23 protein-coding genes are annotated in these 20092 nt (G+C 72.4%); 14 read left to right on the top strand and 9 right to left on the bottom strand.

All coding sequences use genetic code 11. The features are described from left to right. The first annotated feature begins 178 nt into the window (after positions 1–178). The 3 genes from ABZ671_RS04900 (at position 179) to ABZ671_RS04890 (ending at position 3597) form a co-directional block, all read left to right on the top strand. Positions 179–400, top strand: a complete 222-nt coding sequence (locus ABZ671_RS04900; protein WP_357851310.1) for a hypothetical protein — start codon at positions 179–181, stop codon at positions 398–400. A 32-nt stretch (positions 401–432) separates the two neighbouring features. Continuing rightward, positions 433–753, top strand: coding sequence for a GYD domain-containing protein (locus ABZ671_RS04895; RefSeq protein WP_357851307.1), 321 nt, complete (start codon positions 433–435; stop codon positions 751–753). A gap of 69 nt (positions 754–822) precedes the next feature. Further along, the gene (locus ABZ671_RS04890) at positions 823–3597 is read left to right on the top strand and encodes a BTAD domain-containing putative transcriptional regulator (protein ID WP_357851304.1); all 2775 of its coding nucleotides are present in this window, start codon (positions 823–825) and stop codon (positions 3595–3597) included. Positions 3598–3700: 103 nt separating this feature from the next. Here ABZ671_RS04890 and ABZ671_RS04885 read toward each other — a convergent pair whose 3' ends face one another. The 6 genes from ABZ671_RS04885 to ABZ671_RS04860 all read right to left on the bottom strand — a co-directional run bounded on the left by ABZ671_RS04885 (position 3701) and on the right by ABZ671_RS04860 (position 7377). Next, on the bottom strand, positions 3701–3892 hold the full coding sequence (locus ABZ671_RS04885) for a hypothetical protein (protein WP_357851301.1): 192 nt from the start codon (positions 3890–3892) through the stop codon (positions 3701–3703). 97 nt (positions 3893–3989) lie between these two features. Next, positions 3990–4397 carry a hypothetical protein gene (locus tag ABZ671_RS04880; protein ID WP_357851298.1) on the bottom strand — a complete coding sequence of 136 codons (408 nt, stop codon included), beginning with the start codon at positions 4395–4397 and terminating at the stop codon, positions 3990–3992. Continuing rightward, the gene (locus ABZ671_RS04875; RefSeq protein WP_357851295.1) at positions 4394–4651 is read right to left on the bottom strand and encodes a hypothetical protein; all 258 of its coding nucleotides are present in this window, start codon (positions 4649–4651) and stop codon (positions 4394–4396) included. The genes ABZ671_RS04880 and ABZ671_RS04875 overlap by 4 nt, the downstream gene beginning before the upstream one ends. A 13-nt stretch (positions 4652–4664) precedes the next feature. Further along, a complete protein-coding gene (locus ABZ671_RS04870) occupies positions 4665–5372 on the bottom strand; it encodes a hypothetical protein (protein WP_357851292.1) in 708 nt (235 codons plus the stop codon). A gap of 137 nt (positions 5373–5509) precedes the next feature. Further along, a complete protein-coding gene (locus ABZ671_RS04865) occupies positions 5510–6724 on the bottom strand; it encodes a HAMP domain-containing sensor histidine kinase (protein WP_357851289.1) in 1215 nt (404 codons plus the stop codon). Continuing rightward, positions 6721–7377: a response regulator transcription factor gene (locus ABZ671_RS04860; protein ID WP_357851286.1), complete on the bottom strand. Its 657-nt coding sequence runs from the start codon at positions 7375–7377 to the stop codon at positions 6721–6723. The genes ABZ671_RS04865 and ABZ671_RS04860 overlap by 4 nt, the downstream gene beginning before the upstream one ends. A 131-nt stretch (positions 7378–7508) precedes the next feature. Between ABZ671_RS04860 and ABZ671_RS04855 the strand changes: the two genes are divergently transcribed. The 4 genes from ABZ671_RS04855 to ABZ671_RS04840 are packed head-to-tail and all read left to right on the top strand — an operon-like array spanning position 7509 to position 11027. Further along, the gene (locus ABZ671_RS04855) at positions 7509–8066 is read left to right on the top strand and encodes a hypothetical protein (RefSeq protein ID WP_357851283.1); all 558 of its coding nucleotides are present in this window, start codon (positions 7509–7511) and stop codon (positions 8064–8066) included. 2 nt (positions 8067–8068) lie between these two features. Further along, positions 8069–9139: a peptidoglycan-binding domain-containing protein gene (locus tag ABZ671_RS04850; RefSeq protein WP_357851280.1), complete on the top strand. Its 1071-nt coding sequence runs from the start codon at positions 8069–8071 to the stop codon at positions 9137–9139. Between the two features lie 11 nt (positions 9140–9150). Next, positions 9151–9831 (top strand): ABC transporter ATP-binding protein, encoded by a 681-nt coding sequence (locus tag ABZ671_RS04845; RefSeq protein WP_357851736.1) that lies wholly within the window; start codon positions 9151–9153, stop codon positions 9829–9831. Continuing rightward, a complete protein-coding gene (locus ABZ671_RS04840; protein WP_357851277.1) occupies positions 9828–11027 on the top strand; it encodes an ABC transporter permease in 1200 nt (399 codons plus the stop codon). The genes ABZ671_RS04845 and ABZ671_RS04840 overlap by 4 nt, the downstream gene beginning before the upstream one ends. A gap of 88 nt (positions 11028–11115) precedes the next feature. On the opposite strand, the gene ABZ671_RS04835 is transcribed toward ABZ671_RS04840, so the two are convergent. Further along, positions 11116–12342 carry a hypothetical protein gene (locus tag ABZ671_RS04835; protein WP_357851274.1) on the bottom strand — a complete coding sequence of 409 codons (1227 nt, stop codon included), beginning with the start codon at positions 12340–12342 and terminating at the stop codon, positions 11116–11118. A gap of 186 nt (positions 12343–12528) precedes the next feature. On the opposite strand from ABZ671_RS04835, the gene ABZ671_RS04830 reads away from it, so the two are divergent. The 4 genes from ABZ671_RS04830 (at position 12529) to ABZ671_RS04815 (ending at position 16049) form a co-directional block, all read left to right on the top strand. Next, positions 12529–12957 (top strand): hypothetical protein, encoded by a 429-nt coding sequence (locus ABZ671_RS04830; protein ID WP_357851271.1) that lies wholly within the window; start codon positions 12529–12531, stop codon positions 12955–12957. A 25-nt stretch (positions 12958–12982) separates the two neighbouring features. After that, complete coding sequence (locus ABZ671_RS04825; RefSeq protein ID WP_357851268.1) at positions 12983–13459, top strand: hypothetical protein; 477 nt, start codon at positions 12983–12985, stop codon at positions 13457–13459. 167 nt (positions 13460–13626) lie between these two features. Next, positions 13627–15444, top strand: a complete 1818-nt coding sequence (locus tag ABZ671_RS04820; RefSeq protein WP_357851265.1) for a protein kinase — start codon at positions 13627–13629, stop codon at positions 15442–15444. Further along, a complete protein-coding gene (locus ABZ671_RS04815; protein WP_357851262.1) occupies positions 15441–16049 on the top strand; it encodes an FHA domain-containing protein in 609 nt (202 codons plus the stop codon). Before ABZ671_RS04820 ends, ABZ671_RS04815 begins: the two co-directional genes overlap by 4 nt. Before the next feature lie 6 nt (positions 16050–16055). Here the strand turns inward: ABZ671_RS04815 and ABZ671_RS04810 are convergent, their stop codons facing one another. Together ABZ671_RS04810 and ABZ671_RS04805 are read right to left on the bottom strand one after the other, a co-directional pair. Further along, positions 16056–16718, bottom strand: coding sequence for a response regulator transcription factor (locus tag ABZ671_RS04810; protein WP_357851259.1), 663 nt, complete (start codon positions 16716–16718; stop codon positions 16056–16058). Continuing rightward, positions 16715–17752, bottom strand: coding sequence for a sensor histidine kinase (locus ABZ671_RS04805; RefSeq protein ID WP_357851256.1), 1038 nt, complete (start codon positions 17750–17752; stop codon positions 16715–16717). The genes ABZ671_RS04810 and ABZ671_RS04805 overlap by 4 nt, the downstream gene beginning before the upstream one ends. A 176-nt stretch (positions 17753–17928) precedes the next feature. Between ABZ671_RS04805 and ABZ671_RS04800 the strand changes: the two genes are divergently transcribed. The 3 genes from ABZ671_RS04800 (at position 17929) to ABZ671_RS04790 (ending at position 20032) form a co-directional block, all read left to right on the top strand. Continuing rightward, positions 17929–18201 carry a hypothetical protein gene (locus tag ABZ671_RS04800; protein WP_357851253.1) on the top strand — a complete coding sequence of 91 codons (273 nt, stop codon included), beginning with the start codon at positions 17929–17931 and terminating at the stop codon, positions 18199–18201. An 81-nt stretch (positions 18202–18282) separates the two neighbouring features. Continuing rightward, positions 18283–18705 (top strand): CBS domain-containing protein, encoded by a 423-nt coding sequence (locus ABZ671_RS04795; RefSeq protein ID WP_357851250.1) that lies wholly within the window; start codon positions 18283–18285, stop codon positions 18703–18705. 40 nt (positions 18706–18745) lie between these two features. After that, positions 18746–20032, top strand: a complete 1287-nt coding sequence (locus tag ABZ671_RS04790; RefSeq protein WP_357851247.1) for an ArsB/NhaD family transporter — start codon at positions 18746–18748, stop codon at positions 20030–20032. Positions 20033–20092: the final 60 nt, after the last annotated feature.

The raw sequence follows: 20092 nt of genomic DNA, 5'->3' as shown, positions 1-20092 counted from the left end.
CGCCACTCCGGCGGGTGCCTTCGTGGCCAGCGCGTCCAGCAGCCGCCGCTGCACCAAGGGGGCGAGCTGGACGTCGCAGCGCGGAGCGCTGGGGCCATCGGCGCGCGGATGGATTCGTCCCGACGGTCCATGGAAACCGTGGATGACTAGCCGCCGGTGTGGCGGGTACGCCCAGCGCATGGGTAGTCACAAGGCGAACAAGCACGACCCCGGTGGTGAATCGGCTCGTGCGGGACGAAATCCCGGCAGCGGGGCTCGGGGCCGGCAGGGCTCCGAGGTCGAACGCTCGCCGGACCGGCGGCACCTGCGGGCCGCGACCGGCACCTCGGGCTCCGAGCGTGACCACGGCCGGGCCAAGGTCGAGCGGGGCGGGCGGATCCAACGCCAGGGGACGCGCTGACCCGTTCCGGACCGGCAGGAGGTGATGACGAAGTGCCGAAGTTCCTGTTGGAGTCGACCTTCACCATCGACGGGGTCAGAGGGCTGGTCAACGATGGTGGTTCCAAGCGCGCCGAGGTGATCCACCAGGCGGTGGCGGCCATCGGCGGGCGGACGGAGTCCGTGCACTTCTCGTTCGGCAAGTACGACACCTATGTGGTGTGCGAACTGCCGGACCACAAGACGGCGGCCGCGCTGGTCATCGCCATCCGGGCGGCGGGCGGGGTGCACACGCGGATCACCCCGATGCTGACCCCGGAGGAGGTCGACGAGGCGACCCAGACGAAGTTGACGTACCAGGCCCCCGGTAAGTGATCACTCGGGTCGTTCCTCGATCCACTACGGTGGTCGGAACGGCTGACCGAGTGGGGAGCGTGAGCCTGGTTGTTGCGCATCGGCGTGCTCGGTCCCGTGCAGGTCACGCGCGACCAGCAGCCCGTCCGGCTCGGCCCGAAACTGGTGGAGCTGCTGGCGGTCCTGCTGGTCGAGGCGGGTTCGGCGGTGCCGGCGTCCCGCGTCGTCGGGCTGTTGTGGGATGAGGCGCCGCCGCCCGGCGCGCGGGTCACGCTGCGCAGTCACGTGTCGCATCTACGCCGCGCGCTGGGTGCGTCCGACGAGCCGGTCGTGGTGACGGTCGGTTCGGGCGTCAACGCGGCGTACCGGCTCGACGTGGCACCGGACGTCATCGACCACCAGCGGTTCGAGCGTTGGTGCGCGGAGGGCCGCCGGTTGCTCGACGCGGGCGAGCCGGAGCTGACGGAACGCGCCGCCGCGCTGCTCGATCGGGCGCTGGCGTTGTGGCGTGGCCCGGCCTTCGCCGATGTGGCGGACCGGTCGTTCGTGTTGCCGAAGGTCGCCCAACTCGAGGCGACGCGGCGCGCGGCACGGCGCGGGTACGCGGAGGCGCTCGGCACGCTCGGCCGGCACGCCGAGGCGATCGCCCAGCTTTCCGGCGCCCTGGTCGACGATCCGTACGACGAGGCCGTGCGGCGGTTGCTCGCCCTGGCGCTCTACGCCGAGCAACGGGTGGACGAGGCTGCCGAGGTGTGCCGCGAAGGCCTGGTGCTGCTGCGGGAGCGCGGGCTCGACGCGCCCGAGCTGCACGAGCTGCAGCGGGACATTCTGCGGCGGCGGCTGCCACTGCTGCCGCCGGCCGAGCGCGGCAAGACGCCCCGGCCCGGCCTGCTGCCGCCCGACCCACCGCAGTTCGTGGGCCGCGCCGACGACCTCGAGCGTGGCCGCGAGCTGCTGCGCTCCACTGCGGACGGCTCCCCCGTCGTGCTCGTCGGCGGACCGGCCGGGGTCGGTAAAACCCTCTTCGCGGTACGGCTGGCGCACACGGTCCTGGACGACTTTCTAGACGGGCAGTTGTTCGTCACCATGCGCGGCTTCGACCCGACGGGGACGCCGGTCACGGCCGGTGAGGCGCTGCGCGGCTTCCTCGACGCGCTCGGTGTGCCGCCCGATCGGGTGCCGGCCACGTTGGAGGCGCAGGCCGGGCTCTACCGCAGTCTGCTGGCCGACCGGCGGGTGCTGGTGGTGCTCGACAACGTCCGTGACGCGGAGCAGGTCCGCCCCCTGCTGCCCGGCGCGCCCGGCTGCGCCACGGTGGTCGTCAGCCGCAACCAGCTGCCCGGTCTGGTGGTCGCCGAGGGTGCCCGTCCGCTGCGCCTCGCACCGCTGACCGGTGCCGAGTGCCGCGAGCTGTTCGCCCGCCGGTTGGGGGCCGCGCGGCTGGCCGGCGAGCCGGCAGCAGTGGAGACGATCATCGAGGCGTGCGGTCGGCTGCCGTTGGCCCTGGCCATCGTGGCCGCCCGGGCCGCCGCCCACCCCGAGTTCACCCTCTCGGCGCTCGCTGAGGAGCTGCCGCCCGGCGGCGGGCTCGACGCGTTCACCGGTGGCGACACCAGCACCGACGTGCGGGCGGTCTTCTCCTGGTCGTACCACGGTCTCACCCCGGCGGCGGCCCGGCTGTTCCGGTTGCTGGCCGCGCATCCCGGCCCGGACTTCACCCTTGCCGCCGCGGCCAGTCTCGCCGGCGAGCCCGCCGACCGGGTCCGGCCGGCGCTGCGGGAACTGGCGGCGTCGCATCTGGTGGTGGAACACGTACCCGGCCGGTTGTTGCTGCACGACCTGCTTCGGATGTACGCCGCCGAGCTGGGCCGCGACGACGCGGAGTTGCCGGCGGCGCGGCAGCGGGCGCTGGAACACCACCTGCACACCGCGCTGGCCGCCGACCGGATGCTCTGGCCGCATCGTGACCCGCTGGCGGTGCCGCCGGCCATCGCCGGGGTCACCGCCGAGGGGTTCGCCGACCAGGCCGCGGCGCTCGCGTGGTTCGACGCCGAGCACGCGGTGCTGCTCGCCGGCCTGGACCTGGCGGCGCGCTGCGGGCTCGACGGGCATGTGTGGCCGCTGGCGTGGACGGTCACCAACTTTTTCGCCCGTCGGGGGCACTGGTCGGACTGGGTGCGGGCCGGGCAGGCCGGGGTGGCCGCCGCGCGGCGGCAGGGTGACCGCGCCGCCGAGGCGGAGGCACACCGGATCGTGGGTGGCGCGTACGTCCGGCTGCACGGGTTCGACGCCGCCCGGCACCATTATCAGCAGGCGCTGGAGCTGTTCGCGCAGCTCGGCGATCTGGTCGGGCAGGGGTACACGTACCGCAGCCTGGGCTGGTTGTGCGAGCAACAGGGCGCTATCGGCGAGGCGTTGCGCCAGGATCAACGTGCCCTGGAGCTGTTCCAACGCGCCGAGCATGAGCGGGGGGTGGCGAGCACGCTCAATTCGGTGGGTTGGTGTCACGCGCTGCTGGGTGACCACGACCAGGCGATCGTGCACTGCCGGCGGTCGCTGGCCCTGTTGGAACGGCTCGGCGATCCGGTCGGCATGGCCGGGGCGTGGGACAGTCTCGGCTACGCCTATCGGCACCTCGACCTTCGGCAGGCGATCTCCTGCTATCGGGAGGCGTTGGCGCTCTATCAGCGACTCGGCGACCGCCCCAACGAAGCGATCACGCTGCGCTATCTGGGTGAGACCCAGCACGCGGCCGGTGACAGTGCTGCCGCCGGGCGATCCTGGCGGCGGTCGTTGGACATCCTCACCGAGATCGAGCATCCGGACGCCGCACGGGTTCGTGCCCTGCTCAGCGAGGATCTGTGAGGACCTTCCGGGGCGCCGCACCCCCCCGTCTCAAGGTGCGGCACCGTCAGGCTGGACGTCGCGTACGCTCGGTCCGCGTCCTCCTCGTCGACCTCGTTCGATGTCACGCTGACCACCGTCGCCGCGACGGGCTCACCTCGGCGTCGAACGTTCGCTGCGGCAGCCCGCTGAGCAGGTGGTCGCGCCGCGCCAGGACACGGTCGTCGTGCTGGTACAGCGACCGGTAGCTGACGTTGTGGCCGCCCACGCAGAGGGTCGCCCGGCCCCCCTGCCGCACGGTGCTGAGCTTGATCATCCGCCCATCCCCGGCCGAGTTCGAGATCGACTGCGCCCAGCGTGTCGGAAGCCTGTGGAAGCGCTGTGGAAAGTGGGCGCGGCGGACACCAGCCGGGTCAGCGGGAGTCGGTGACCACGTGCGAACAGGCCGGGCAGGCCGCCGGGCCCTGTTCGGCGAACCACCGGCAGGTACGCCGGATCGCGCACTTCGGCAGCTCCACCTCGGCCGGGTCGACGGCCTCCCGGTACGACTCGGTCAGCCGGGCGCCCAGCCCACAGTGGTCGCCGGTCCAGAACCCGCAGGACGAGGTGACGCAGGGTCCGGCGAGCCGGTAGCGGGATTCGATCGGGGCGTCGGAGTCGGCGTCGACCGCGGCGAGGGCGACGTCGGCCGGCGTTGACGGCGTGACGTAGGCGACCCGGCCCGCCGGAGTGATCATGCCGAGGAAGACCGTGGCGTTGGCCACGGGCGTGCTCGGGCACATCCGCTCCGGCAGGTCGGCCCGACGGGCAGCGTCGGTCATCGCATCCAGAACCCGATGTCGTTGATCTTCTGGCCGAGCTCCTTGGCGTTGGGGCCGCCGATCGCCCAGAGGCCGTACCACTCGGGGCGGAGCTCGGGGATGCCGTGGCCGACGGTGAGCAGGCCGCTCACCTTGGCGTTGGCGGCGCCGAGGGCGGCCAGGCCGGCCTTCTGGATCTCGCGGGCGATGAGACTCTGCTGCTCGTCGTTCAACTCGATGCCATCGACCACGAACCGGAATTCGCTTCGGGACATGTGTTACCTCCGGTCATTCGTACGAATCGGTGCCCAGCCCGCGGCGCAGGCTGGAACGGGTGAAGGTCGCCCAGCCGGCGCGGGAGGCGACGTCGGCCCGCTGCCCGGCCCGAGCGAGCGCACGGCCGGCGTGCTCGTGCCAGCCGGCGGCGGTGGCCGCGGGGTCGCCCCAGAGCTGTCGGCACGCGGCGACCGCGAAGGCCACCTGTGTGGGTGATCCGGTGAAGCCGGCGACCCCGTCGCCGACCTGGATCGCGCCGCCGGCCAGCGGGGTCACGACCGGGAAGTGGTGGTGCAGGCTCGCCAGGGCCGCCCAGTGGCTGCCGTCCACCCGGCCGGCGGCGAACCCGTCGTGCAGTTCGTCGTTGCGCCGGTAGCGGATGGCGTGCAGGGTGAGCGTGTCGCCGGACCGGTCCACCCGGGCCTCGATCTGGACCGGGGTGCTCCAGGCGGCGGGTGAGTTCGCCGACCAGAAGGCGAGCCAGGAGACGAGCCGGTCGTGGAAGTCGGCCTGGAAGCGGGCGGCGGTCGGACCGCCACCCGGCGCGTGGAGCACGGCGGAGCCGATCCGGCCCTGGGTGACCAGCGGGGTGGGGGCGTGGGTGGGGCTCGCCGCGGCGGCGGTCGAGGTGGCAGCCACGCCGGTCACGGTGACCGCCGAGGCCGCCGCCGCCCCGGCGAGAAGTCGCCGGCGCGAGAACGGGTGTCCGTTGTGGTTCATCGTCGGCCTTTCGTCGACGGCCAGTGACCTGACGCTATCGACAGAACCCGATCAATTGATACCCGCTACCTGACGGGAGTCGGACAGAAATGCCGGTGATCAACGGTGGCGTGAGCGGGCGCTCACGTGCTGGTCACTCATGCTCGCCGAGGCCGCATCGCACCCAGGGCTGGCAGGGTCACCGTCACGACGAGTCCACCACCGTTGCGAGGTTGGGCGTGCACGGCACCACCGTGCGCCTGGGCCACCGCCCGCACGATCGACAGGCCGAGCCCGAAGCCGCGCGCGGCCCCGGCCCGGTCGTCGGGTCGGCGGGCGGCCACCCGCTCGTGGCGTAGCCGACGGAACGGCTGGAAGATCGTCTCGATGTCGTAGCTGGGCACCACGGGGCCGGTGTTGACGACCACCAGGGTGGCGCGGCCGTCGAAGGCGCCGGTGCTGACCTCGATCTCGCCGCCGGTCGGCAGGTTGTGCCGGACGGCGTTCTCCACCAGGTTGTGCGTCAGCCGTTCCAGCAGCACCGGGTCGCCGGCCGTGGGGGCGGGCGCGAGCCGCCGGCGTACGGCCAACTCCACCGCGCCGGCCGCCTGGTCGAGGACGTGACCGGCGATCTCGGCGAGGTCCACCGGGGTACGGTCGACGACCTGCTGCTCGGAGTCGGCCAGGGTGAGCAGCCCGTCGATGAGCCGTTCGTGGCGTTCGTTGACCGCCAGCAGGGTCTCGCCGAGCTGCCGCAGCTCGGCGGGGGCGCCCGGCCGGGACATCGCCACCTCCAGCAGCGACCGGTTGAGCGCCAGCGGCGTACGCAGCTCGTGCGACGCGTTCGCCACGAACCGGCGCTGCCCGTCGAAAGACCGGTCGAGTCGTTCCAGCATCAGGTCGAACGTGTCGGCCAACTCCTTCACCTCGTCCCGGGGGCCCCGCAGCGCGATCCGCTCGTGCAGGCCCCGCCCGGCCGCGCCGGCGGCGATCCGGCGGGCGGTGCCGGTGATCTGGTGCAGCGGCTGCAACGCCCGCCCGGCGATCAGCCAGCCGAAGCCGAGGGCGACCGCCGAGATCAACAGCAGCGCGAACCCGCCCTGGGTAAGCAGGGACTCCAACGCGGTGCGCTTCGCCTCGTCCTGGGCTTCCTGGAGCAGGATCCGCACCTGCTCGGCCGCGCCTGTCGGGCCGGTCAGCTTGCTGACCGGCCCGGTCTGGATGACCTGGGCGCGGGCGAAGACGCCGGTCAGCGGCTCCCGCATCCGCTGGTCGACCAACACGTAGGTCACGCCGAGCAGGATCAGGCCGGCGAGCAGCAGGAGGCCGCCGTGCACCAGGGTCAGGCGGGCGCGAATGGTCAGTCGCTTCACGGAATCTGATACCCCACTCCCGGCACCGTCTCGATCACCTGCGGGTCGCCGAGTTTGCGGCGCAGCTTCATCATCGTCACCCGTACCACGTTGGTGAACGGGTCGATGTGCTCGTCCCAGGCACGCTCCAGCAGTTCCTCGGCGGAGACCACCGCCCCGCCGGCCCGGATCAGCTCGACCAGCACCGCGAACTCCTTGCGGGACAGCGCGACGTACCGGCCGTCGCGGTGGACCTCCCGGCGGGCCGGTTCGACGACGATCCCGGCCCGGCTCAGCTTCGGCGGAGCGGCCGGCCGGGCCCGGCGGCCCAGCGCGTGCACCCGCGCGGAGAGCTCGACCAGCGCGAACGGTTTCACCAGGTAGTCGTCGGCGCCCAGGGCCAGGCCGGCCACCCGGTCACGGACGGCCGCGGCGGCGGTCAGCATCAGCACCCGCGTCTCGCCGCCGCTGTCCATCACCGCCCGGCAGACGTCGTCGCCGTGCACCACCGGCAGGTCCCGGTCGAGCACCACCACGTCGTAGTCGGTGACGCCGAGGCGTTCCAGCGCCGCGTCCCCGTCGTACGCGACGTCCACCGCGAACGCCTCCCGGCGCAGCCACTCGGCGATGGAGTCGGCCAGCAGCGTCTCGTCCTCGACCACAAGTACTCGCACCGCCCCATGGTGACGCGGTCGCTGGTAACGCCGCCGTTAACGCCGACGGTTACGCCCCGGATACCGCCGCCGGGGTCAACTCGTCCGTATTGGCCGGCGAGCCGCGCCGGCCACGAGGAAGGAGTTGTGCCATGCGCCGACGAATGTCGGGCACACTGCTCGTCCTGCCCCTGCTGCTCGGGCTGGCGACCGCTGGCTGCGCCCGCGCCGACCAGGACGGGAACCAGGTGGCCACGGCTGGTGGCGGTGCGACCGCCGCCTCGCCCAGCGCCAGCGTCCCACAGGTCAACGACGAGGACCGGCAGCGCGAGTTCGCCAAGTGCATGCGGGAGAACGGGATGCCGGACTTCCCGGACCCGGAGCCCGGCGAGGGCGGCGGGTTCCGCATCCGCATCCCGGGCGGGCAGCAGGACCGGGAGAAGGCGCAGGCGGCCATGGAGAAGTGCCGCAGCCTGATGCCCAACGGGGGCAAGCCGATGAAGCTCGACCCGGAGCAGGTGGAGAAGGTGCGCGCGCTCGCCCGGTGCATGCGGGAGAACGGGGTGCCGAACTTCCCGGACCCGGGCCCGGACGGGGCCCTCGAACTCAAGGGCGACGCCGGCTTCGACCCGCAGAGCCCGACCGGGCAGGCCGCGCTGGAGAAGTGCCGACAGGGCGACACCCCGCTGATGATGAAGAGGACCCAGTGAGCGTGAGGAAACGTACCCCGCTGGTGGTCGCCGTCGCGGTGGTGGTCGCCGCCGCCGCGGGCGTCGCGGTCGCCGTCGGAGCCGACGGTCGCACCGTGGGTACGGCGGCCAGCGGCGGCCTGCCGCCGGCGACCGCGCAGGTCACCCGCCAGACCCTGGTCGACACGGAGAGCTTCGACGGGACCCTCGGCTACGGCGCCGCGCGCACCGCGACGGCGCGGGTGCCCGGCACGATCACCTCGCTGGCCGCCACCGGCAGTCAGGTCAGCCGGGGCAAGCCGCTGTTCAGCGTCGACAACGAAAAGGTGGTGCTGCTGTACGGGCGGCTGCCGGCGTATCGGACGTTGGGTCCCGGCATGTCCGGCGCCGACGTGCGGCAGCTCGAACGGAACCTCGAGGCGCTCGGCTACACCGGCTTCACCGTCGACAACGAGTACACCTCGGCCACCGCGACGGCGGTGCGGCACTGGCAGAAGGACCTCGGCCTGCCCGAGACCGGCCGGGTCGAGCTGGGCCGGGTGATCTACGCCGACAACGCGGTCCGGGTGAACAGCCAGCAGGCGGACGTCGGCGACCCAGCGCAGCCCGGCCAGGCGGTACTCACGTACACGGGCACCGCGCGGGTGGTGACCGTCTCCCTCAAGGTCGACGACGAGCGGCTGGCGAAGCAGGGCGCCAAGGTGAGCGTCACGCTGCCCAACGGCAAGGAGGTGCCCGGCACGATCACCGAAACGGAGACGGTGATCGAGACCGGCAGCGGCGGCGGGCCGGGCGGCGGCAGCGACCCGGAGACCAAGATCGAGGTCACCGTGACCGTGGCCGACCCGAAGGCGCTGACCGGCTTCGACCAGGCCTCGGCCAAGGTGGCCTTCACCGCCGCCGAGCGTCGGGACGTGCTCACCGTGCCGGTCGCCGCGCTGCTGGCGTTGGCCGAGGGCGGCTACGGCGTGCAGCTGGTCGAGGGCGACACCACCCGGATCATCGCGGTCGAGACCGGGCTGTTCGCCGCCGGCCGGGTGGAGGTCACCGGTGCGGGGCTCGCCGAGGGGGCGACAGTGGGGATGCCCACGTGACCGGCGACGCGGTGGTCGAGCTGGCCGAGGTGAGCAAGGTCTACCCCGGTGGCGTACGGGCCCTCGACGGGGTGTCGCTGACCATCGGGCACGGCGAGCTGGTCGCGATCGTCGGCCCGTCCGGGTCGGGCAAGTCGACCATGCTGCACCTGATCGGCACCCTGGACCGGCCCTCGACCGGGCGGGTACGCATCGACGGGTACGACGTGGCGAAGCTCGGTGACCGGCAGCTCTCCGCGCTCCGGTCCTCCCGGATCGGCTTCGTCTTCCAGCAGTTCCACCTCGCCGCGAACGTGCCGATCCGGGACAACGTGGCCGACGGGCTGCTCTACGCGGGCGTACCCCTGCGGGAGCGGCGGCGGCGCGCGGAGGCCGCGCTGGTCCGGGTCGGGCTGGGACACCGGCTCGACCACCGGCCGCACGAACTGTCCGGCGGCGAGCGGCAGCGGGTGGCGATCGCCCGCGCGGTCGTCGGCGCGCCCGCGCTGCTGCTGGCGGACGAACCGACCGGCAACCTGGACTCGGCCTCCGGTGCCGGGGTGCTGGCGCTGCTGCGCGAGCTGCACGCGGCCGGGACCACCATCGTGGTGATCACCCACGATCTGGAGATCGCGGCCCAGCTGCCCCGGCGGGTGCAGATGCGTGACGGCCGGATCGTGGCCGACCAGCGTTCCGTGGGGGTGCCGGCATGACCAGACTGGTACCCGCCCGGCTGCGGCCACGGGACGTCCTGCGGGTCGGCGGGGTCGGGCTGCGTACCCGACCATTGCGGGCCGTGCTGTCCGCGCTGGGCATCGCGATCGGGATCGCCGCCATGGTCTCGGTGGTCGGGATCTCCGCGTCGTCCCGGGCGGAGCTGGACCGCACGCTCGCCGCGCTCGGCACCAACCTGCTCACCGTCGCCCCGGGCAGCGGGCTCTTCGGCGGCGACGCCCAACTGCCGACCGAGTCGGTGGCGATGATCGGGCGGATCGGGCCGGTGCGGACGGTCGCCGCGACCGGGCTGCTGAGCGACGCGCGGGTGTACCGGTCGGATCTGATCTCCCGAGGCGAGAGCGGGGGGATCGCCGCCCGGGCGACCAGCCTGGAGCTGCGCGACACCGTCGGGTTAGAGCTGACCAGCGGCACCTGGCTGAACGCCGCCACGGCCCGCTACCCGGCGGTGGTGCTCGGCGCCACCACCGCGCGGCGGCTCGGCATCGGCGCCGCCGGGACGGACGTGCAGGTCCAGCTCGGCCCGCGCTGGTTCACCGTGGTGGGGATCCTGGCACCCGTGCCGCTGGCCCCGGAGCTGGACCTGTCCGCGCTGGTGGGCTGGGACGCGGCGGCGGCATATCTCGGCTTCGACGGGCATCCGACCACCGTGTACGCCCGCACCGCCGACACGGCGGTCGAGGCGGTACGTGCGGTGCTCGGCGCGACGGCGAACCCGGAGGCGCCGAACGAGGTGAAGGTGTCCCGGCCCTCCGACGCGCTCGCCGCGAAGCAGGCCACCGACGAGGCGTTCACCGGGCTGCTGCTCGGCCTCGGTGCGGTCGCCCTGCTGGTGGGTGGTGTCGGGGTGGCGAACACGATGGTCATCTCGGTGCTGGAACGCCGCCCGGAGATCGGCCTGCGCCGTTCGCTCGGCGCGACCCGTGGCCAGGTGCGCATCCAGTTCCTGGCGGAGTCGCTGCTGCTGTCCGCGCTCGGCGGGCTGGGCGGGGTGCTGCTGGGCAGCGGGGTGACCGCCGGGTACGCGTACTCGCAGTCGTGGCCGACGGTGGTGCCGGCGTGGGCGGTGGGCGGCGGGGTGGCCGCCACCCTGCTGATCGGTGCGCTCGCCGGGCTCTACCCGGCCATCCGCGCCGCCCGCCTCGCCCCGACCGAGGCGCTCGCCGCCCCGTAGCGGGGCCGTCCGGATGGACTGGCGGGTTGTGGTCAACCACCGGCCACAACCCGCCAAGCGGGTGTCACCCCGGGCACCGGAGCGCCGGTCAGTGGCAGCGCCAGCGGACCGCGCTCAGGTCGTCGATGCCGCTCCGGTCAAAATCCGAGCCGAGCGTGCCGCCGATCACCTGCCCGTCATCGCTGACACTCACCGCGCCCGGGCCGAACCGGCCGAGGTCGGGCAGCCGCACCAGCCCCTCGTCGGTGATCAGTCCGGCGTCCCTGGGGGCGACCAGGCCGACCATCCATCCTTGACCGTTGCCGGCGGACGTCATGAGATCGGCTGGCACCGGCGCGTACTCGCCGCGGGCCAGTTGGTAGCGGACCGCGTGTACGGACCCGTCGCCCTCGGGCCGCCACGCCGTGCCGGTGATCCAACCGCCCTGAAACGATTGCGGATGGAACTCGATCGCCGTACCGCCGGTGACCGACGGCAGCGGCAGCAGCTCGGGCTGCCCGCCGGACCGCCAGACGACCGCCCGCATCGCGCCCTGGAAACCTTCCTGGATCCGGCCGACGACCGTGCCGTCGGTGTCGACGCCGATGGCGATCCCTTGCCACTTCGGGCCGGGCAACGGCAGGTCGACGGCGGGCTTGTCCGGGTCAGGCCACAGCACCGGCAGCTGCCGATCGCCATCCTGCCGAGCCCCGACGATCCGGCCGTCGTCACTGATCGCCTTGGCCGCGCCCGCCGCCACCCCGGGCAGCCGGGTGGCCTTGCCCGATCGCACCACGTACGGCTGCGGCCGGTCGCCGGCGTACGCCACACCGACGGCGACGCCGGACGGGTTGATGTCGGCCAGCAGCTGGTCGGTGCCGGGCAGTCGCACCTCGCGGGCCTGGTCGCCGTCCCAGATGATCATCGTGTACGGGATGCTCCTGTTCTCGTGTTTCTGGTAGGAGCGGCCGAGCAGATACCGGCCGGTCGGGTCGCCGCCGGTGACCTCGCTCATGCGGGCCCCCCGGGGGATGGGCAGCAGCTCCGCCGTGCAGGTGGTCGGCCCGGACGATGTCGGCGAGAGGCTGGCGCTGGCCGACGTCCCCGCCGCCGTCGGCGGACCCTGCTCGGCCAGCCGATCGGCCCGTACGGCCAGCGGCACCGCCGCCACCGCCACCGCCGCGACGCCGGCGACCGAGGCGGTGATCGTCCGCCGGTTGCGCCGGCGACGGCGCGCCTCGCGCATCGCCGTGGCCAGGTCCACCCGGGACGGCCGGTCGGGGTTGTCGTCGAGCTGGCGCAGCAGTCCGGCGAAGTGTTCCGATACGTCGGGCATCCGGTTACCTCCGTCACTTCCCCCCTACCGACGGCCGCCGGACGGAAACGGTTGTACGGGCCGACCTGCTCCGTCAAGAACAGCGTCGGCGGGGACCAAACCCTCCCCGCTTCGTCACCTTTCGACCGCGTTCCGGCCCTGGTTTCCTCGGTGGCGACGGGATCACCAGAGAAAGCAGGACCCCTGATGTCGAAGCTTCGCCGTACCCTCGCCACCGCAACCGCGGTCGCCGCCGCCGGCGCCGCCGTGCTGGTCAACGCGTCCCCGGCGCTGGCCAGCACGCCGGCGAGCTGCTCCAGCGTCCGTCAGATCGGCACGACCCGAGTGCTGACGGTTGGCGGGATGGAGGCGGCCTCGGTCAAGCAGTACTACGGCTGCAGCGCCAACTACGCCTACATCTACGTGTGGGAGCAGTACCGCAACACCCACTCGAACTGGGACCTCTACGTTCACGTCATCGACCACTCCAACAGCGGCTCGGACTACGGGGTCGGCGAGCTGAAGAAGACCACCCGTGCCGAGCTGTGGGGCGCTCCGGCCCCGACCTGGATGCACTGCACCCACGTCACCGGCTACCTGAACGGGACGGGCGGTTCGACCAGCACCGTCTGCTGACCTCAACCAGGGGAAAGGACCTCCCATGCCCAGCTTGAGCCGCACCTCTGCCGGCACCGTCCGTACCCGCGCCGCCGCGCTGCTCGGCGCGGTCGCGCTGGCCGCCAGTGGCCTGGTCGGTCTCTCGGCCGGCCCGGCCAACGCCATCCCGCGGACGAACGTCTGCGGCAGCTCCTACGCGTTCCTGAAGTCATGGCCCATCGACTGGCGGACCCGGACCGGGGGCTACATCGACGTCTACTACAACAGCTCCAACGGCTACAACTGCGTGATGAGCCGCGCGAACGACAGCGTCATCAGCAGCGCCTGGGACATCTACGTCGCGGCCCGCCCGAGCGGCGGCACCTGGCAGAGCGACGGCCACAAGCCGGGCCAGCACTTCACCCAGTACGCGGGGCCGCTCTACATCTACGCCCCGCACACCTGCATCGACATCTACGGCGCCTTCGACACGTCCGGCGGCGGCGGATCCTCCGGCTACGACCGCGTCCACTGCGGCTGAGCCAGACGAAACGGTAGCGGGCGATCAACCGCCCACAAGACCTGATGGTGGCGGCGGTCCGTGCCCTGTTCAAGGCGCGGGCCGCCGCCATGTCGGCTACCTGCGCGGTGGCGGTGGCGGACGCAGGACATGATCACGTCGCGGCCTATCGGTAGCATTCGACGGCGATGGTCCACAGTGAGCAGTTCGTGACAAGCCGCCCGGATCCCGGCGCCGGCCCGGACGTCGCCCTCGGGGTCGACGGGTGCACCGACGCGGTCGAGGTCGGGCGGGGCGGATTCGGTGTGGTCTACCGGGCCTGGCAGACCGACTACTCCCGCTGGGTCGCGGTCAAGGTGCTCGCCGCCGACTGGGCGGGCCCGTCCCGCGCCCGATTCGAGCGGGAGTTGCAGACGCTGGGGCGGCTTTCCGACCACCCGCACATCGTGACCCTGCACCAGGCCGGCCGCACCGCCGCCGGCAACCCGTACCTGCTGATGGCGTACGAGGAGGGCGGCTCTCTCGCCGACCGGCTGCGCGGCGGCACGGCGGGTGACTGGCGGGAGGCCGTCGCCGGGGGGATCGCCGTGGCCGGTGCCCTGGAGACCGCGCACCGGGCGGGCCTCCTGCACCGCGACGTGAAGCCGGAGAACATCCTCATCTCCGGGTACGGGCAGGTGAAGCTGGCCGACTTCGGCCAGGCTCGGCCTCGGACGGATCAGCCGACGATGCGGGCCTCGGTCACCGCGAGCGTGCTGCACGCGGCGCCGGAGGTGCTGCGGGGCGAGCCGGCCTCCGTGGCCGCCGACGTTTACGCGCTGGCCTCGACGATGCTGCACTGGATCCGCGGCGCACCCGCCTTCGCCCCCGCGAACGAGGAGCCCGCGGCACTGCTGCGCCGGATCGCCGCCGACCCGGTGCCGGACCTCCGCCCGCTTGGCGTGCCGGACGAGGTGTGCGCCGCGCTGGAGCGCGCGATGGCCAAGGACCCGGCGCGCCGCCCGGATTCGGCGGCCGGGTTCGCCGCGGAGCTGCGGGCGGCGCAGGCGGCGGCCGGGGTGCCGATGACCCCGTTCGTGCTCGGCGACGTGGCCGCGCCGAAGGACGTCGCCGCGCCGCCGGCCCGGGAGGTCACGCCGGCGCTGTCACTGTCCGCGCGGCGGCGCGCGGCCCTCGCGTTGTCCGCGACCGTCGAGCAGCCTTCCGGCGTACGCCGGCACGGGCTGCGCCGATCGGTCGGGCTGCTGCCCACCGTGGCGGCGGTGCTCGCCACCGGATACTCGCAGGCCCTGCCGGCGTCCACTCCGGTCACACTGCCCCATCGGCTGGTCCTGGGTGACCTGACGCTGCACTCCGAATCGGCGGTGCAGGTGGTGACCGTCCGCAACCGCACCGACCACCCGGTTTCGTTGGGGACGGTGTCGGTGCAGCGGCGGTCCCGGGACGAGCTGCGGATCGTCGCGGACGGGTGCGGAAACCACCGGCTCGGTCCGGGTGGCCGGTGCGAGGTGCGGCTCGTGGTCGTCCCGAGGACGATCGGGCCGGTCCGGGGTGTGCTGGAACTGACCGTGGCCGACCGGCGGCTCACCACCGCGATCGCCGGCACGGCGGTGCCCCGCAGAGCCAGCCAGGACGACGCCCCGCCCGGGCCCTGCTACGCCGACGCCTACCAAATCGGCTCCTCCGCCTACGGGTACGCGGGCGGCCTGCGGGCCATCTCGGTCAAGCAGTACTGGTCGCCGAGCTGCCGCGCGAGCATGGCGTACGTGTGGGTGTGGAAGCAGTACCGGGACAACGTGGCGACCGACGGCGGCACCTGGACGATCGACGTGTCGTTGCGAGCCGGCGGGCCCGGCACCCGGCAGCGGGCGGCCGGGCAGCCGTACGAGCTGTGGACCGAGCCGTACCGGTCGGCCGGGCAGTGCGTCACCGCCTCGGCGACGGTGACCGCGGCCCGCTCGGGTGCGGTGACCGGCGCGACCACCGAGCCGTGGTGCGACCGGTGACCGGTGGCTACTTCGAGGTGCACGGCACGGGTGCGGTACGACTCGTGCCGCTCCAGGTGGACACGCTGACCATCGGCCGGGCGCCCGACAACGATCTGCCGGTCGACAGCCGAACCGTCTCCCGCCTGCACGCGCTGGTCGAGCGGTTCCCGTCCGGCTGGGTCATCCGCGACCTGGGCAGCACCAACGGCACGACGCTCAACGGGGTGCCGCTGCGGGAGGCCCGCACGCTGCGCGACGGTGACCGGGTGGAGATCGGCCCGGCCCGGCTGGTGTTCCACGCCCCCGCGCAGCTCACCGACACCCGGACGGTGGGCGTCGAGCCGCCGCCCGCGCCCCCGGCGCTGACCAGGCGGGAGCGGGAGGTGCTGGACGCGCTCTGCCATCCGTATCTGGCCGGTGGCAGCGCCTTCCCCGAGCCGCCGGCCCTGCGTTGCCTGGCCACCACGCTGGGCGTCAGCGAAAGCGCGGTCAAGAAGCATCTGACCCGCCTCTACGACAAGTTCGGCCTGGTCACGAACGACGACCGGCGCCGTTCGCAGCTGGCCGCCGAGGCCGTCCGCCGGGGCGTGGCGGGGCGACCCCACGCCGGCACGGCAACCTGAGCCCGCTCAGGGCTCGACCAGGCCGGCCCGGATCGCGTACCGGGTGAGGTCGATCCGGTCCCGCATGCCGAGCTTCTGGAGGATGTTGGCCCGGTGCCGGTCGACCGTCTTCACGCTGATCACCAGCGCCTCGGCGATCTCCTTCGCCGAATTCCCCTCGGCGATCAGCTTGATGATTTCCTCCTCCCGGGGTGTCAGGATGCTCTCCGGCAGCTTCTCGCCCTGCCGGGCCCGGTGCAGGTAGTCCCGGATCAGCGCGGTGATCGCGCCGGGATAGAGGAACGGCTCGCCGCGCATCGCCGCCCGGACCGCCTCCAGCAGGTCCCGGTCGGCAACCGACTTGAGCACGTAGCCGGAGGCACCGGCCCGCAGCGCCTCGAAGAAGTACTGCTCGTTGTCGTGCATCGAGAGCATCAGGATGCGTACGCCGGGGGTTCGTCGGGAAATCTCCCGGGCCGCCTGCAGGCCGGTCATCCGCGGCATGGCGATGTCCAGAATGGCCAGGTCGATCTCGGTCCGGCGGACCTCCTCCACCGCTTCCGCCCCGTCGGCGGCCTCGGCGACCACCGTCATGTCGGGCTCGGCGTCGAGTATCAGGCGCAGCCCCCGCCGGACCAGTGCGTGGTCGTCCGCCAGCATGATCCGGGTCTTGGTCGTGGACACGCTCACCCCCGTTTTCTCTCCATCGCCGAGTCGACGGGAACGGTCAGCCGGACCTCGGTGCCGGTGCCGGGCACGGCGGTTATGGACAGCCGGGCCCCGATCAGCATTGCGCGTTCCCGCATTCCTCGGATGCCGGCCCCCTCCCGGCTCACCTCGCCGAGGCCGTCGTCGGCGACCCGCAGCACCACCGCGTCGGCCTCGGACCGCAGCGACAGCTCGACCCGGCCGGCCCGGGCGTGCCGGGCCACGTTGGTCAGGCTCTCCTGGGCGATCCGGTAGATCACCAGTTCCTTCTCCGGGCTCAGCGGTGGCAGGTCCGGCTTTGCCCGTCGCACCACCGGCACCCCACTGAGCTGGGAGAAGTCCGTCGCCAGCGCGTTCATCGCGCTGAGCAGCCCGAGATCCTCCAGCACGTCCGGCCGGAGCCGGCGGGCCACCCGTCCCACGTCGTCGATGCTGGATCGCAGCGTCTCCTGTACGGCGTGCAGCTCGTCGCGCAGTTCGTCCGGGGCCCGGTCCACGGCCCGTTTGAGGCCGAGCAACACGACCGTGAGGCTCTGCCCGATCTCGTCGTGCAGTTCCCGGGCGATCCGCTGCCGCTCCCCCTCCTGGGCGGCGAGCGCGTCCGCGCTGCTGGCGCTGCGTTCCGCCTCCAGCCGGTCCAGCATCGCGTTGAACGTCGCGATCAGGTCCGCCAGGTCGCCGTTGCCGGAGTCCACCAGCCGGTCTCCGCCGCGCAGCAGGTCCACCCGGCGCATCAGCGCGGTCAGCGCGGCGAGCGGGGCCAGGCTGGCCCGCAGCAGCAGGGCGTTCACCGTCAGGATGAGCGCCAGCCCGACGGCCAGCACCGGGATCTCGGCCAGCCGTACCAGCGACGAGACGGTGGCCGGCGAGAGCGCGAGCACGAGCGTGCCGATCGTGAAGACCAGGCCGTTCAGCAGGACCAGCCGGCGGAACAACGCCTGGGCCGGCGTCCGGCGTCCGGGCTCCGCCCGGCGGCCAGGATCGGGGCGGGCTGCCCGGTCAGCGGTGTTGGTCACCGGGCCAGCCTCGCCCGGGAGCGGCCGGTTTGTCCATCCGGTCGAGCACCCATTCACACCCCCGTTCACCTGCATGTTCCGCCCCGGTCGAGATGGGTGTCGGACCCCATGGTCGGGCCGGCCGGATTCCCGAAACGTTGATGGGGACCAGCCGCCCCTACCCGAAGGAGACCCCAGTGGAGATCACCCGAACCAGCGTTTCCGGCGTCGGCGTCGTCAACCACTTCCTGACCCGGGGTGGGCAGCGCTTCGGCGTACTGGTGTATCAGACCGGCCGACGATCGCTGCTCCGTTACGGGGCGGGTGATCCGGACGTACCGGTCGACCGCATCGAACTGGACCTTGACGAGGCCGACGAGGTCGCCGCGGTGCTGCAGAGCGCCTCGGTGGCCGACCGGCTGGCGAGCCTGGAACGGCAGTTCGCCGACCTTCGGGGCGGGTCCGCATGATCGCGGCGTATCAGGAGATTGGTCCACGTCCGGGGAGTTGGTGGAATGCAGGCACAGCAGATCGCCGTGACAATACCGACGGTGACCGTTCGGGATTCCGTAGCCCGGGCGGTCCGGCTGATGGCCCTACGCCGGTTGCCCGGCCTGATCGTGGTGGACGACCGGGGTCGACCGCGCGCGGTGTTACCGGGCACCCAGGTGCTGCGGATGGCGGTGCCCGACAGCTACCGGGCGGATCGGGCGTTGGCCCGGGCCATCGACGAGGCGCACGCGGACCAGTACTGGGACGAACTCGGCGACCTGACCGTGGGCGACTGCCTGCGTCGGGAGCCGGCCCGGGTGGTCACGGTCGGCCTGGACGGGACGCTGCTGGAGGTGGCCGCCCTGATGGCTCGGCAGCGCAGCCCGCTGGTGGCGGTGGTCGACGCCGTCGGCGTGCTGGTCGGGGCGATCACCCTGGAGCGGGTGATCGCCGAATTCGCGGTGGCCCACCCGGACGTCTGATCCCCGTGCGCGGGAGCACGAGCCGGTCGGAGGGTGACCGGTGAGCGCCGTCGCCGCGCTGGTCATCTTCGTGGTGGCGTTCTTCTTCATCGCCACCGAGAAGATCGACAAGGTCAAGGTGGTGCTGGTCGCCGCCGCCGTGATGCTGGTGGTCGGCTTCGCACCCGGGGCCGACGTGTGGTTCTCCCAGCACGCGGGGGTCGACTGGGAGGTCATCTTCCTGCTGCTCGGGATGATGATCATCGTCGGGGTGTTGAAACAGACCGGCCTCTTCGACTACCTCGCCATCTGGTCGGCGAAGCGGTCGGCCGGTCGGCCGTACCGGCTGATGGTGATGCTGATGCTGATCACCGCCGTCGCGTCGCCGTTCCTGGACAACGTCACCACGATCATGTTGGTCGCCCCGGTGACCGTGGTGGTCTGCAACCGGCTGCACATCCCGGCGCAGCCGTACCTGATCGCCGAGATCCTGGCCTCCAACATCGGCGGCGCCGCGACCCTGATCGGCGACCCGCCGAACATCATCATCGGCAGCCGTGCCGGGTTGACCTTCACGGACTTCCTGGTGCACCTGGCCCCGATCGTCGGGGTGATCTTCGTGGTCTTCGTGCTCTTCACCCGGGTGCTGTTCCGCAAGTCGTTCCGGTACAACCCGGAACACGTCAACGCGGTCCTGGCGCTGCAGGAGCGGCGGGCGATCACCGACGTACGGCTGCTGGTGCGCTGCCTGGTCGTACTCGGACTGGTGGTGGTCGCCTTCTCGCTGCACTCCGTGCTGCACATCGACCCGTCGGTGGTGGCGATGGTCGGCGCCGGGGTGATGCTGCTGGTCTCCCGGATGGACGTCACCGAGGTGCTCAACGAGGTCGAGTGGCCCACCCTGGTCTTCTTCATGGGCCTGTTCGTGATGGTCGCCGGCCTGGTACACACCGGCGTGATCAGCACGTTCGGCGAGTGGGTGATCGGCCAGGTGAACGGCAACTTCTTCGGCGCCGCGACCGCGCTGCTGTTCGGCTCGGCGGTCCTGGGGGCCTTCTTCGACAACATCCCGTACGTCGCCACCATGGCCCCGGTGGTCGAAGGGCTGGTGGCCGAGGTGCCCGACGCGCGAACCGGTCAGGCGCTCTGGTGGGCCTTCGCCCTCGGCGCCGACTTCGGCGGCAACGGCACGGCGGTCGCCGCCAGCGCCAACGTGGTGGCGATCGGCATCGCCGCCCGCACCGGTCACCGCATCTCGTTCTGGCAGTTCACCCGCTACGGCATCATCGTCACGATCATGAGCTGCCTGATCGCCTGGCTCTACATCTACCTCCGCTACTTCCTCTAACCGCCCGTGACGTGTTGACCGCCCCGTCGATCATGGAGTTGCGGCGCCTCACAAAAGCCC

The sequence above is a fragment of the Micromonospora sp. NPDC006766 genome (genome assembly GCF_040636055.1).
GTDB lineage: Bacteria > Actinomycetota > Actinomycetes > Mycobacteriales > Micromonosporaceae > Micromonospora.
Note: the sequence above shows the minus strand (reverse complement) of the source record. Positions and strands in the feature narration are given on the sequence as shown.